This is a genomic window from Mesorhizobium sp. M0195, assembly GCF_040322115.1.
In the GTDB taxonomy this organism is placed as follows: domain Bacteria; phylum Pseudomonadota; class Alphaproteobacteria; order Rhizobiales; family Rhizobiaceae; genus Mesorhizobium.
The window spans coordinates 244,417-258,556 of sequence record NZ_JAMYSV010000004.1 but is presented as its reverse complement, the minus strand read 5'-3'; the positions used below and the strand labels follow the sequence as shown (position 1 = coordinate 258,556).

General features: G+C 62.8%; 8 protein-coding genes. 4 read left to right on the top strand and 4 right to left on the bottom strand.

Translation table 11 applies throughout. The features are described from left to right. Positions 1-30 precede the first annotated feature (30 nt). The gene (locus tag NKJ12_RS11770) at positions 31-1,788 is read left to right on the top strand and encodes an outer membrane beta-barrel protein (RefSeq protein WP_352702776.1); all 1,758 of its coding nucleotides are present in this window, start codon (positions 31-33) and stop codon (positions 1,786-1,788) included. Positions 1,789-1,919: 131 nt separating this feature from the next. On the opposite strand, the gene galU is transcribed toward NKJ12_RS11770, so the two are convergent. Further along, entirely contained in the window at positions 1,920-2,825 is a 906-nt protein-coding gene (gene galU / locus NKJ12_RS11765; RefSeq protein ID WP_352506340.1) for a UTP--glucose-1-phosphate uridylyltransferase GalU, read from the bottom strand. Between the two features lie 207 nt (positions 2,826-3,032). Between galU and NKJ12_RS11760 the strand changes: the two genes are divergently transcribed. Continuing rightward, a complete protein-coding gene (locus tag NKJ12_RS11760; protein ID WP_254816924.1) occupies positions 3,033-4,259 on the top strand; it encodes a lytic murein transglycosylase in 1,227 nt (408 codons plus the stop codon). A gap of 26 nt (positions 4,260-4,285) precedes the next feature. After that, a complete protein-coding gene (locus tag NKJ12_RS11755) occupies positions 4,286-5,533 on the top strand; it encodes an SGNH/GDSL hydrolase family protein (protein WP_352688030.1) in 1,248 nt (415 codons plus the stop codon). 36 nt (positions 5,534-5,569) lie between these two features. Here the strand turns inward: NKJ12_RS11755 and NKJ12_RS11750 are convergent, their stop codons facing one another. Next, positions 5,570-7,024 (bottom strand): glutamate synthase subunit beta, encoded by a 1,455-nt coding sequence (locus tag NKJ12_RS11750; protein WP_254816922.1) that lies wholly within the window; start codon positions 7,022-7,024, stop codon positions 5,570-5,572. 143 nt (positions 7,025-7,167) lie between these two features. Then, on the bottom strand, positions 7,168-11,898 hold the full coding sequence (gene gltB / locus NKJ12_RS11745; protein ID WP_352688028.1) for a glutamate synthase large subunit: 4,731 nt from the start codon (positions 11,896-11,898) through the stop codon (positions 7,168-7,170). 477 nt (positions 11,899-12,375) lie between these two features. Here gltB and NKJ12_RS11740 point away from each other — a divergent pair, with 477 nt between their 5' ends. Further along, positions 12,376-13,428 carry a threonine aldolase family protein gene (locus NKJ12_RS11740; RefSeq protein ID WP_254816920.1) on the top strand — a complete coding sequence of 351 codons (1,053 nt, stop codon included), beginning with the start codon at positions 12,376-12,378 and terminating at the stop codon, positions 13,426-13,428. A gap of 90 nt (positions 13,429-13,518) precedes the next feature. Here NKJ12_RS11740 and NKJ12_RS11735 read toward each other — a convergent pair whose 3' ends face one another. Further along, positions 13,519-13,983, bottom strand: coding sequence for an Hsp20 family protein (locus tag NKJ12_RS11735; RefSeq protein ID WP_352478207.1), 465 nt, complete (start codon positions 13,981-13,983; stop codon positions 13,519-13,521). Between the last annotated feature and the right edge of the window lie 157 nt (positions 13,984-14,140).

Genomic DNA, 14,140 nt, shown 5'->3' with positions numbered 1-14,140 from the left:
CGCGCGTGCGCCGCGCAAGCAGTGGTGCCGATGTCCGGGTTTCAGCCTCAAAACAAAATGGGACGAAAGGGCAAGGCGGTCTGCGCATTGCTGCTGGCAACCAATGTCTTTGCGTTGTCGCGCCCGACACTGCTTTGCGCCCAGGAAACCGAGCTGCGCGGCGAGGTTTCGGAATCGACAATCCTGGACGACCAGCAGTACAAGATCAGGCAAACGAGCATGGCTGGAACCCAAGCCGCCCAGGCTGCTGCAACCCCCAACGACAATACGCCGCTGCCTACCTATCGCCCGGCCAGCCAGGGGGCGTTGCCTGACGACGGCACGGGCGAAGCGGCCGCAACCGGCGGCACTTTCGATCCGCCGGCGGCCAGCGGCGACCCATTTCCCGACAACCCCGCTCCGCCGCCGCGACGGCGGCCAAGCGCAACGCGCGCCGCCAATGCGGCCAACGTCGAAGCCGAGACCGCGGACAGCCATACGAGCAAGAGAACAGCGACTGCAGCGACGACCAAGGACACCGATACCGCCGCCATAGACGAGCAGGATACGGCTAACCGCCGTGCGGTGACCATCGATTCCGCCGAAAGGCTCAGGCTCGACCCCGGCGCCGAGCGCACCGAAGCCATCGAAGGCCAGAACAAAAAGAACGAGGACGACCCGTTCGCCGCCACCGGCATCAAGCTCGGCTCGTTCGTGATCCGGCCGACGCTCGAGCAAGGCCTGACGTCTTCGACAAACGCCGATTCGAGCAGCCTCGGCAAGCCGGCCCTGCTGTCGGAAACGACGCTGCGCTTCAACGCCGTCTCCGATTGGCAGGAGAATTCAGCGACGGTTGAGGGCTATGGCATCTTCCGCGAAACCTTGTCCGGCTATGACATTCACGAGGCGCAAGGCCACGTCGACGGCACACTCAACATCGATCTCGACAATGATCTGCGCGCCATCGCCAAGCTGGGCTATGAGGCCGTGCCCGAATCGGCCTCGGCGCCGGACGCAGTCGTCGGCGCCGTTGGCCAGCCGGTGCGCCAGACAGTGAACGGCAGTCTCGCCGTCGAGAAGGATGCCGGCAAGATGCGCTTCGCGCTGACCGGCGCGGTCGAGCACGACATCTTTGGCGACGCTAAGCTTTCGTCGGGCGGATCACTGTCGCAGAAGGGCCGCGACTCGACGCTCTACACGGCCATTTTGCGCACTGGTTACGAGATCTCGCCTGCCATCACGCCGTTCACCGAAATCGAGATCGGCCGGCGCGCTTATGATTTGCGCGTCGATCCAAACGGCTTCCAGCGCTCCTCGACCAGGCTTGGCGCACGGGCCGGCGTCGAGCTCGATCTCCGCGAGAAGCTTACCGGCGAGTTCTCGGTCGGATGGCTGCGCGAAGCCATCGACGACGACGCCCTGCCGGCGATTTCGGGCGCGACGGTCAATGCCGATCTCAAATGGTCGCCGGAACGCGGCACCACGATCGGGCTCACCGCACAGACGACCGCCGAGAACACGACGAATGCGGGCGAAAGCGGCTCCATGCTCTATTCCGGCAGCCTCACGGGCGAGCGGCAGATCCGCGCCAACCTGACCGGAAATGCCGCTCTCGGCCTTGAATGGCGCGACTATACCGGCTCCGACGATCATGATTTGACGCTGAGCGCCGAGGCAGGGCTGACGTGGTGGCTGAACCGCTACACCGGGCTAACCACCCGCGCCAGGACTGAAAAACTGACCAGCAACCTGGTTGGGCGCGACTACACGGCCAATAGCATTTTCGTTGGCGTGAAGTTGCAGCGCTAAATGCATGTCGCGCAAAGGTGTGCAGCGGTTTTGCGATAACGACTGGCATAAAACAAGAGCCTAAGCGCGTCGCATGAGGCCGATCGAACGCGGCGCGCTTTCGCCGACCAGCGCGGCAACCGGTGCTGACACTATAAGGCTAGGCCGCGGCGCTCTGACGGCGCGAGTTCGTCGAGAAGTGTGCGAATGACACCGGCCATGCTTGCATTCATGTCGCTGCGCCACAGCGCGAAGGCAACGTTGGCCTCGACGAAGCCTTCGGGCGAGCCGCAGTCGAACGTGCGCCCGCGATAATGATAGCCGTAGAAGGGCTGTTGTTTCTGCAGTTTCAGCATTGCATCGGTGAGCTGGATCTCGTTGCCGGCGCCTTTTTCCTGGCCTTCGAGTATCTTGAATATCTCAGGCTGCAGGATGTAGCGTCCGTTGATGTAGAGGTTCGACGGCGCCGTGCCGGTCTTCGGCTTTTCCACCATGCCGGTGATGCGGAAACCGTGATGTGCGTCATCGCCGCGGCCGACAATGCCGTATTTGTGCGCCTCGGCCGGATCGCATTCCTGCACGGCGACGATGTTGTTGCCGGTCTCGGCGTAAAGCTCGACCATATCCTTCATGCAGCTTTTTTCCGACTGCATGATCATGTCGGGTAACAGCAGCGCAAAGGGCTCGTCGCCGACAAGCTCGCGCGCGCACCAGACGGCGTGACCAAGGCCGAGTGGTACCTGCTGGCGGGTGAAGCTGGTCTGCCCCGGCGCCGGCTGCAGCCGCTGCAGGCGGGCGAGCTGGTCGTCCTTGCCGCGCTGCGCAAGCGTGTCGTAGAGCTCGAACTGGACATCGAAGTGATCCTCGATGACCGCCTTGTTGCGGCCGGTCACGAAGATGAAATGCTCGATCCCGGCATCGCGCGCCTCATCGACCACATACTGGATGACCGGCCTGTCGACGACCGTCAGCATTTCCTTGGGAATGGCCTTGGTAGCAGGGAGAAAGCGCGTGCCGAGACCGGCAACCGGGAACACTGCCTTGCGAACTCTCTTCATGTGCCAATTATCCATTTGCATGCCTGTTCGGCAATCCCGATTCGAGACATTTTCATGCCGAAATCGAGGATTACTGAACGGTGGGTCATAAATCTCAGCTGGTAAAGCATTGACGCATCTTTTCACCCCGCACGGCACCTATGGTAAACCAAATGCTAACCGGGTTCGGCGATGAATAGTCTTCCTGAGATGAAGAAGGAGGAAAAGATGTCCGTTCGCAACGCCGCAAGGCGCTTCACCAGCGTCCTGACGGCCGCCAGCCTCTCGCTTGCTTTGCTCATGCCCAGCGGGCCGGCTTTTGCCGATGCCGGCTTCCGCCAATGGGTCGCCAGCTTCCGTGCTACCGCCGTGGCGAGCGGCGTTTCCGGCTCCGTCTACGACCAGGCATTCAAGGGCATCAACGATGCTGACCCGGTGGTGCTGGAAAAGGCTCGTACTCAGCCCGAATTCACCGCACCCGCCTGGGATTATTTCGACAACCGCGTCCATGACCAGTCGGTCGCCGTCGGCCAGCAAATGGCAAGGAAATGGAAGCCTTGGCTGGACAGGATCGAGGCAAGATACGGCGTCGACCGCTACATCCTGCTGGCCATCTGGTCGATGGAATCGAACTACGGCGAAACCCTCAAGCGCGATGATATCATGCGCAATGTCGTGCGCTCGCTGGCGACGCTTGGTTATGCGGACCCCAAGCGAGCGAAATTTGCCCGCACCCAGCTGATCGCGGCGCTGAAGATCCTGCAAACCGGCGACATCGACGAAAGCCATCTCAGCGGCTCATGGGCCGGCGCGATGGGCCATACCCAGTTCATCCCTACCAGCTACCTGTCCTATGCGGTCGATATGGACGGCAACGGCAAGCGCGACATCTGGAATTCTATTCCCGACGCACTGGCGACAGCCGCCAATTTGCTGCGGAAGAACGGCTGGCAGGCAGGCAAGACCTGGGGCTATGAAGTCAGCCTTCCGGACGGCAAGAAGCTGCCCGGAGGCTCGAAGTCGCTGTCGCAATGGCAGGCGCTGGGCGTCACCCGTGCCAACGGCAAGCCGTTCAAGAACGGTGCCGACAAGGCGACGTTGAAGCTGCCCGGCGGCCGCGGCGGGCCGGCTTTCCTGATGATCACGAATTTCTCGGTCATCAAGCGTTACAACAATGCTGACAAATATGCGCTCGCCGTGGGCCTTCTTGCCGACGAAATCGCCGGCTATGGCGGGCTTGTGCAGGACTGGAAGCGACCGTTTACCAAGCTCTCCTTCGAGGAAAGGCAGGAGCTTCAGAAGCGACTTTCCGAGCACGGCTTTTACGACGGCAAGTTCGACGGCAAGATCGGTGACGGATCGAAAACCGCCATCATGGCCTTCCAGGCAAAGGCCGGCTTGACCCAGGACGGGTATCCTAGCAAGGAAGTGCTCAAATGGCTCAGGCAGAACTAGAGCCGGTTACGGGATGGAGAGGGTGATTGGTTTCGGCTGCGCGCATCCGGTTAATTGTTCGTCGCGTGCCGATTCTGGTTCTGGCGATCGCCGTTCTGGCAGTCGGCGCCGCCAGTGCCTTTCATACCTCGGCCATGGCGCAGGAGCCGGAAAGTCGTGGCTGGTCGCTGCGCGACCTGTTGTTTCCGCGCAGAAGCGAGCGGTTTGAGCAGCCGCCGCCCGAATTCCAGAGAGAATTCCAGAGAACAAAGCCTAGGCCCAAGCTGAGAAAGCCCCGGTCAGTTCGCCGGCCGCCGCCGGCCGAGCCGACAACCCCAGTGGCCGAGAAGGCGCCGGATGCACGCGTCGTTCTGGTGGTCGGCGATTTCATGGCGTCTGGGCTGGCTGAGGGGCTCGACGCCGCCTTTGCCGAAAACACCGGCGTCAGGATCGTCGTCCGTGCCAACGGATCGTCCGGCTTCGTGCGTGACGATGTCTACAACTGGCCAGAACAGGTCAAGTCGCTGATCGCTGCCGAAAAACCGGCAGCCGTCGTCGTCATGCTCGGATCCAACGACCGGCAGCAGATGCGCGTCGGCGATGTGCGCGAGCAGCCGCGATCCGAGAACTGGACCAAGGAATACGAGCGCCGGACCGATGCGTTCGGCAAGGCCATCGCCGCAACCAAGGTGCCGTATTTGTGGGTTGGCATGCCGGCCTTCCGGGTCTCGAAAATGACCTCCGACATGCTGGCCTTCAACGATATCTTCCGCTCGTCCGCCGAAAGCCACGGCGGCGAATTCGTCGACGTCTGGGACGGGTTTGTCGACGAGAACGGCGCCTTCATCACCAGCGGACCGGACATCAACGGCCAATCGGTGCGCCTGCGCTCCGACGACGGCATCAACATGTCGAAGGCCGGCAAGCGCAAGCTCGCCTTCTATACCGAAAAGCCGCTGATGAAGATCCTGGGGCTGGCCGCGCCGGGAAGCGTGGTGACGGCTTCTGCCCCGGCCGGCGCTCCCGTCGAGGCGCCGGCACCTGCTGCCGCGCCGATAGCTGTCGATCGCACCGTGCCGATGCTGCTCAGCGATCCGGCGCTGGACGGCGGTTCGGAACTTCTCGGCGCCGCCCCGCCGGCAAAAGCTGACAAGAATTTGCCGGGGGAAAGGCTGATCGTCGAGGGCAAGGCGCCCGACGCCTCACCGGGCCGCGCTGACGATTTCTCCTGGCCGCCCAAGACACAGCCTGCGACGGCGGCCGCATCCGATACGACGACGGCGATCCGGCAGTAAAGCTGGCGCCTCTTTCTGTAGAGTTTCGGAACGGGCTCAGCGCGGCAGCACGCTCGATCCCATCAGCGCCTCGTCGATTGCACGCGCCGCCTGGCGGCCCTCGCGGATCGCCCAGACGACCAGCGACTGGCCGCGCCGCACGTCGCCCGCCGCATAGAGCTTTTCGACGCTGGTCCTGTAGTCCCGGTCATTGGCCTCGACATTCTTCGAGCGGCGGCTGTCGGTGACGATCTTCATCTGCCCGTCGAGTTCCGAGACCGGCCCGCGAGCGGCTGGCCCGGCAAAGCCGATGGCGATGAAAGCGAGATCGGCGCGGATGACGAATTCCGTGCCCGCGATCGGCTTGCGCTTTTCGTCGACTTCGCAGCATTTTACCCCGGTCAGCTGGCCGTCTTCGCCAATGAATTCAAGCGTCGCCACCTGGAATTCGCGCTCGGCGCCTTCGGCCTGCGAGGACGACGTGCGCATCTTGGTCGCCCAGTAGGGCCAGACCGACAGCTTGTCCTCCTTTTCCGGCGGCTGCGGCCGGATGTCGAGCTGGGTGACGCGCACCGCGCCCTGGCGGAAGGCGGTACCGACGCAGTCGGAGGCAGTGTCGCCGCCGCCGACGACGACGACGTGCTGGCCGCCGGCGACGATCGGGCGCGACGGCCATGCCACCGACTGGATCGGCTCGCCGCCGATACGCTTGTTCTGCTGAACCAGATACGGCATCGCGTCGTGCACGCCGTCGAGATCGTCGCCAGGGATGTTGGCCGGACGCGGTGTTTCGGAACCGCCGCAATAGAGGACCGCGTCATATTCGGCGAGCAGTTCGGCTACCGGCTTGTCGACGCCGACATTGACGCCACAATGGAAGCTGACACCTTCGCCCTGCATCTGCTCGATGCGCCGGTCGATATAATGCTTCTCGATCTTGAAGTCGGGGATACCGTAGCGCATCAGCCCGCCCGGCCGGCTCTCGCGCTCATAGACGTGAACGTCATGGCCGGCGCGGCCGAGTTGCTGGGCAGCCGCCATTCCCGCCGGCCCCGAGCCGATGATCGCGACGCGCTTGCCGGTCTTCCGTTCCGGCGGATAGGGCCGGATATGGCCGGTTTCATAGGCTTTGTCGGCAATCGCCTGCTCGATCGTCTTTATGGCGACCGGAATATCCTCGAGGTTCAGCGTGCAGGCTTCCTCGCAAGGTGCGGGGCAGATGCGGCCGGTAAACTCCGGAAAATTGTTGGTCGAATGCAGGTTGCGGATCGCGTTTTCCCAGTCGCCATTGTAGACGAGGTCGTTCCAGTCGGGGATCTGGTTGTGGATCGGGCAGCCGGTCGGTCCATGGCAATACGGAATGCCGCAATCCATGCAGCGCGCAGCCTGTTTCTCGACCTCCTTGTCCGACATCGGCAGCGTGAACTCACGGAAATGCCGGATGCGGTCGGAAGCCGGCTGGTACTTGTGCACCTGCCGGTCGATCTCGAGAAACCCTGTTACCTTGCCCATAGTCCAGTCCCTGCTGTCCGGAAGGTACGCCTGGCGACGCACCCGTTAACCTCATAAGGCAGCCGTGGCAACCTTCAGTCCGAGGTCAGGATTGTTGATGAAGATGGTTGCCAGGACGCATGGGCCCCCGGCAATTTCCAAATCTATTCCGCCGCCACGTTCATGCGCATCCGCTCCATCTCGATCAGCGCGCGGCGGTATTCGACCGGCATGATCTTCCGGAATTTCGGCCGGAAAGTCGCCCAATCGTCGAGGATTTCGCGACCTCGTACCGAGCCCGTGTAGTGGACGTGGTTGGAGATCAGCTGGTAGAGCCGCTCCTCGTCGTGGCTGGTCATATCGCCCGATACGTCGACACGGCCCTTATGGTCGAGATCGCCGCCATGGTGGAGCAGCTTTTCCATCAGGTCGTCCTCTTCCGGAACCGGCTCCAGCTCGACCATCGCCATGTTGCAGCGTTCGGCGAAATCGCCCGCCTCGTCGAGCACATAGGCGACGCCGCCCGACATGCCGGCGGCGAAGTTGCGGCCGGTCTGGCCGATGACGACGACGATACCGCCGGTCATGTATTCGCAACCGTGGTCGCCGACGCCTTCAACGACCGCGGCGACACCCGAATTGCGCACAGCAAAACGCTCTCCGGCAACGCCGCAGAAATAGGCCTGGCCCTCGGTTGCGCCGTAGAGCACGGTATTGCCGACAATAATGGACTCGGCAGCAACGATTTTCGTGTTCTCCGGCGGGCGGATGACGATGCGGCCGCCCGACAGACCCTTGCCGACATAGTCATTGGCAGCGCCCACCAGTTCGAACGAAATCCCGCGCGCCAGAAAGGCCCCAAAGGATTGGCCGGCCGTGCCGGTGAGCTTCACCGAGATCGTGTCCTCGCGCAGGCCCTTGTGCTTGAAGCGCTTTGCCACCTCGCCCGACAGCATGGCGCCGGTCGAACGGTCGACGTTGCGGATCGGCAGTTCGATGCCGACCGGCTGCCTGGCTTCAAGCGCCGGCTTTGCCAGTTCGATCAGCTTGCGATCGAGCACGTCGTCGATCGGATGCTTCTGCCGCTCGGTCCAGTGCACCGCCTCGTGTGGCGCATCGGGCTTGTAGAACATCTTGCTGAAGTCGAGTCCGCGCGCCTTCCAGTGCTGGATCAGCTCGCGCTTTTCCAGAAGGTCGGTGTCGCCGATGATCTGGTCGAGATGGGTGTAGCCCATCTCGGCAAGCAGCGCCCGCACCTCTTCCGCCACATAGAAGAAGAAGTTGATGACGTGCTCGGGCGTGCCCTTGAAGCGCTTGCGCAGCACCGGGTCCTGCGTCGCGACGCCGACCGGGCAGGTGTTGAGATGGCACTTGCGCATCATGATGCAGCCGGCCGCGATCAGTGGCGCGGTCGAGAAGCCGAACTCGTCGGCGCCGAGCAGCGCGCCGATGATGACGTCACGCCCTGTGCGCAGGCCGCCATCGACCTGCAGCGCGACGCGCGACCTGAGGCCGTTGAGCACCAGCGTCTGGTGCGTCTCGGCAAGGCCCATCTCCCACGGGCTGCCGGCATGCTTGAGCGAGGTCAGCGGCGAAGCGCCGGTGCCGCCGTCATAGCCTGATATGGTGATGTGGTCGGCACGCGCCTTGGCGACGCCGGCCGCAACCGTGCCGACGCCGACTTCCGAGACCAGCTTGACCGATACGTCGGCCGCCGGATTGACGTTCTTCAGGTCGTAGATGAGCTGCGCCAGATCCTCGATCGAATAGATGTCATGATGCGGCGGCGGCGAGATCAGGCCGACGCCCGGCGTCGAATGCCTGACCTTGGCTATGGTTGCGTCGACCTTGTGGCCCGGCAGCTGGCCGCCCTCGCCGGGCTTTGCCCCTTGCGCGACCTTGATCTGCATCATGTCGGAATTGACCAGATATTCGGCAGTGACGCCAAAGCGTCCCGAAGCGACCTGCTTGATCGCCGAGCGTTCGGGGTTCTTGCCGCCGCCCGGCAGTGGCAGATAGCGGTCGGCCTCTTCGCCGCCCTCGCCGGTATTCGACTTGCCGCCGATGGCGTTCATGGCGCGCGCCAGCGTCGTGTGCGCTTCCCTGGAGATCGAGCCGAAGGACATCGCCCCGGTCGAGAAGCGCTTGACGATATCGGCCGCCGGCATCACCTCGTCGAGTTCGACCTTCTTGCGCCCGGTCTCTTGCGCAAGCTTGATCTTGAACATGCCGCGAATGGTCTGCGCCTGCGCCGTCTCGCTGTCGATCTGGGCGGAATAGTCCTTGAACGTCTCCCACGAGCCCTGGCGCACAGCGTGCTGCAAGGTCGCCACTGCGTCGGGCGACCAGATATGGGCCTCGCCGCGCATGCGGAACATGTATTCGCCGCCGACCTCGAGGCTGTTGCGCAGCACCGGGTCGTTGCCGAAGCCGTCGGTGTGACGGCTGACCGTTTCGGCGGCGATCTCGTCCAGCCCGACGCCTTCGATCAGCGTCGCCGTACCGGTGAAGTACTTGTGCACGAACTCCGACTTCAGCCCAATGGCATCGAAGATCTGCGCGCCGCAATAGGACTGATAAGTCGAGATGCCCATCTTGGACATCACCTTCAGGATGCCCTTGCCGATCGACTTGATGTAGCGGGAGACGACCTCGTAGGCATCGACCTCCGCTGGCAATTCGCCACGCTTGTGCATGTCGAGCAGCGTGTCGAAAGCGAGATAGGGATTGATCGCCTCGGCGCCGTAGCCGGCGAGACAGCAGAAATGATGCACCTCGCGCGGCTCGCCGGATTCCACGACGAGCCCGACCGAGGTGCGCAATCCCTTGCGGATCAAATGATGATGCACGGCCGCCGTTGCCAGCAGCGCCGGAATGGCGATGCGGTCCGGGCCGAGCTGACGGTCCGACAGTATGATGATGTTGTAGCCGCCGGCGACCGCCGCCTCGGCGCGCTCGCATAGCCGGTCTATAGCGCCCTGCATGCCGGCCGCGCCTTCATTCGAAGCATAGGTGATGTCGATCGTCTTGGTGTCGAAACGGTCCTCGGTGTGACCGATGGAGCGGATCTTTTCGAGATCGCCATTGGTCAGGATTGGCTGGCGCACTTCGAGCCGCTTGCGGCGCGAATTGCCGACCAGGTCGAAGATGTTGGGCCGCGGCCCGATGAAGGACACCAGGCTCATCACCAGTTCCTCGCGGATCGGGTCGATCGGCGGGTTGGTGACCTGGGCGAAATTCTGCTTGAAATAGGTGTAGAGCAGCTTCGATCTGTCCGACATCGCCGAAATCGGCGTGTCGGTGCCCATCGAGCCGACTGCTTCCTGGCCGGTGGTCGCCATCGGCGACATCAGCAGCTTGGTGTCTTCCTGGGTGTAGCCGAACGCCTGCTGGCGGTCGAGCAGGCTGACGTCCCTGCGCAGGGCGCGCGGCTCGACCGGCTTCAAATCTTCGAGGATGAGCTGGGTGTTGGCGAGCCAGCTCTTGTAGGGGTGCCTGGTCGCGATCTCCGACTTGATCTCCTCGTCGGAAACGATGCGGCCCTTGTCCAGGTCGATCAGCAGCATGCGGCCGGGCTGCAGCCGCCACTTCTTGACGATCCTTTCCTCCGGCACCGGCAGCACGCCGGCTTCCGAGGCCATGATGACGCGGTCGTCATCGGTAACGATGTAGCGCGCCGGCCGCAGCCCGTTGCGGTCGAGCGTGGCACCGATCTGGCGGCCGTCGGTGAAGGCAACCGCCGCCGGCCCGTCCCACGGCTCCATCAGGGCTGCGTGATACTCATAGAAGGCTTTGCGGTCCTGACCCATCAGCTTGTTGCCGGCCCAGGCTTCCGGGATCAGCATCATCATGGCGTGGGCGAGCGAATAGCCGCCCTGCGTCAGGAATTCGAGCGCATTGTCGAAGCAGGCGGTGTCCGACTGCCCTTCGTAGGAGATCGGCCACAGTTTCGAGATGTCGTTGCCGAACAGTTCGGAATCGACCGAAGCTTGGCGCGCCGCCATCCAGTTGACGTTGCCGCGCAACGTGTTGATCTCGCCATTGTGGGCGACCATGCGGTAGGGATGCGCCAGCTTCCACGACGGGAACGTGTTGGTCGAGAAGCGCTGGTGGACCAGGATCAGCGCCGTCTCGAAACGCGGGTCGGTGAGGTCCTTGTAGTAGGCTCCGACCTGATAGGCCAGGAACATGCCCTTGTAGACGATGGTCCGCGACGACATCGAGACGACATAGAAGCCGTTGTCGACGCCTTTGGTCTCCTCGTGGATACGTCCGGAAATGACCTTGCGCAGGATGTAGAGCCGCCGCTCGTAATCGTCGTCGTTCTCGATCTCGGCGCCGCGGCCCAGGAACACCTGCCGGTGCACCGGCTCGGAAGCGGCGATGTCGGGCGCCTTGGACAGCGACGAATTGTCGACCGGCACGTCGCGAAAGCCGAGCAGCGGCTGGCCCTCGAGTTGCGCCACCTCGGCGATGATGCCTTCGATATGCGCCTGCAGCTCCGGGTCGCGCGGCATGAACACCTGGCCGACGGCATAGTGGCCGGGCTTCGGCAGTTCGACCCCTTGCTTGGCCATCTCCTCACGGAAGAAGCGGTCCGGCAGTTGCACCAGCACGCCGGCGCCGTCGCCCATCAGCGGATCGGCGCCGACCGCGCCGCGATGCGTCAGGTTTTCGAGCACGGCAAGGCCGTCCTCGACGATCTGGTGCGACTTCACGCCCTTCATGTTGACGATGAAGCCGACGCCGCAGGCATCATGCTCGTTGCGCGGATCGTAGAGGCCGCGCGCGGCATAGCCGGTGTTGGTTCGCCAAATATTGGTCAGAGACGGATTTTTGACGGCTGCCGCTTTCGTCTGCGCGGCCTTCGTCGCAGATGGCGTCATGTCCGTCATCGTCCTGTCCTCCGTTCCGTCCCCTTCGGGCGCTGGTTTCCGTCGGGAAGCGCGTGGCTCCCCTTTCAATCTTGCGGCACGTCTTGCGAAATTCTTGCCGACCGTGCGGCTTTCCGCATCGTTCGCATATGGTATTCGTACAGGCCAGAGCCAGGCTGTCTAGCTGTCGCTCGCGGCAATGGCCGCAGAGGCGCAATCATAATGCCAATGCGGGCAGTTTTGTGCGACAAAATAAGACAGCACTACTGTCCTAAATTTTTATGACAGAAATTTTGGATGCACACAAGACCGATTCACAAAATTCTTGAAGCTTTCGCCACAGAAAATTGCGCGGAACGCGGTATCAGCGTAACCTTTCGTCGCTGCATGTACGCTCATGCGTTTCGCTGGCTTTAGCGGATTTTCGGTGTCTGCCCCTTGCGGCCGGCATGCGAAAGCGGCCAAGCTCGCCCCGATTTCCCCAGCATAGGCAGACGCATGATTTTCGCTTCCGACAATTGGGCAGGCGCCCATCCCCGTATCGCTGCCGGCCTCTCGGCCCATGCCGAGGGCTTCTCCACCGCTTATGGCGACGGCGTCCTCGACAAGGCAGTTTACCAGCGCTTCAATGAGATCTTCGAATGCGAAGTCGCGGTGTTTTTCGTCGCCACCGGCACCGCTGCCAATTCGCTGTCGCTGACTACCTATAACAAGCCAGGCGGCATTTCCTTCTGCCATCGCGAATCGCACGTCATCGAGGACGAATGCGGTGCACCGGAATATTTCACCGGCGGTTCGCGGCTTTATACAGTCGAAGGCGCGCTCGGCAAAATCGATGCCGGCAATCTGGAACGGGCGGTGGACCGTTTCGCACCCGAAAACGTCCATTCCGGGCGGCCGGTTGCCGTTTCGATCACTCAGTCGACCGAGGTCGGAACCGTCTACACGCTGAACGAAATCGCCAGGATTTCGGCGATCGCAAAGCAGCATGGACTGCCGCTGCACATGGACGGGGCCCGCTTTGCCAATGCGCTCGTCGCGCTGGAAACGACGCCGGCCGAAATGACCTGGAAGCACGGTATCGACATCCTCTCCTTCGGCGGCACCAAGAATGGCTGTTGGTGCGCCGAGGCGATCGTGCTGTTCGACCTCGAGCGAGCCAAGGAATTGGCCTTTTTGCGCAAGCGCGCGGCCCAGCTGTTCTCGAAATCGCGTTTCATCGCCGCGCAATTCGATGCTTATTTCAGGGGTGGGCTATGGCTCGATACGGCACGGCACGCCAATGCGATGGCGGCACGGCTTGCCGCGGCGATAGAAGATTCCCCTTCCGCCCGGCTGGCCTGGCTGCCGCAGGCGAACGAGGTCTTCGCGGTCATGAAAAAGGCCGAGGCCGAAAGCATGCAAGCGGCAGGCGCGGCCTTCCACGACTGGCACAGGCCGCTCGGCTACGACGGCCACATCGGCGAGGACGAAGCGCTCTACCGCTTCGTCACCAGCTTCGCGACCACGCCCGACGAGGTCGACCGTTTCGGCTACCTGCTCGCCGGATAGCAAGCCTTACCCAGCAAAAAGAGCGGCGCATTGCTGCACCGCCCTTTCTTCCCGGGGAGTTGGCGTCCCCGGAGAACGTAGCTGCCTGGCTTAGGCGGCAGTCTTGGCCTCGATCTGCTTGGCCTTGGCCGGAGCCGAGGTGATCGCGATCTTGCGCGGCTTCAGCTCTTCGGGGATGTTGCGCTTGAGGTCGACGGAGAGCAGCCCGTTCTTCAGCGCGGCGCCGACAACCTCGACGTGATCGGCAAGCTGGAAGCGGCGCTCGAAGGCTCGGCTGGCGATACCGCGATAGAGCAGTTCGGAGCCTTCGCCATTGCCTTCCTCCTTGCGCTCACCCTTGACGGTCAGCACATTGCGGTGAGCTTCGATCGAAATCTCATCTTCCGAGAAGCCGGCCACAGCCATCGAGATGCGATAGGCATCCTCGCCCGTGCGCTCGATGTTGTAAGGCGGATACGTCTGGCCTTCCGGCTGCGCAAGCGAATCGAGCATGGTGAACAGCCGGTCGAAACCGACGGTCGAACGGTAGAGCGGGGAAAAATCAACGTGACGCATGATGTGTTCTCCTGTTGAGCAACAAGGTTGCGTATGGCCGGTGCGAAACCCGTAACAGCGTTCCGGATGGGCCAGCGGCCCCGACATTGGCGACCGCATGACAAATTTGGGAAGCGGACGACGGCATTTCAAGATTTTCCCGCGTCCAAACAGGACC

Coding starts and splice junctions, on each gene's coding strand:
- NKJ12_RS11740 (WP_254816920.1), top strand. CDS start 12,376: ATGATTTTCGCTTCCGACAATTGGGCAGGCGCCCATCCCCGTATCGCT.
- NKJ12_RS11760 (WP_254816924.1), top strand. CDS start 3,033: ATGTCCGTTCGCAACGCCGCAAGGCGCTTCACCAGCGTCCTGACGGCC.
- NKJ12_RS11770 (WP_352702776.1), top strand. CDS start 31: ATGTCCGGGTTTCAGCCTCAAAACAAAATGGGACGAAAGGGCAAGGCG.
- NKJ12_RS11750 (WP_254816922.1), bottom strand. CDS start 7,024: ATGGGCAAGGTAACAGGGTTTCTCGAGATCGACCGGCAGGTGCACAAG.
- gltB (WP_352688028.1), bottom strand. CDS start 11,898: ATGACGGACATGACGCCATCTGCGACGAAGGCCGCGCAGACGAAAGCG.
- NKJ12_RS11735 (WP_352478207.1), bottom strand. CDS start 13,983: ATGCGTCACGTTGATTTTTCCCCGCTCTACCGTTCGACCGTCGGTTTC.
- galU (WP_352506340.1), bottom strand. CDS start 2,825: ATGAAGAGAGTTCGCAAGGCAGTGTTCCCGGTTGCCGGTCTCGGCACG.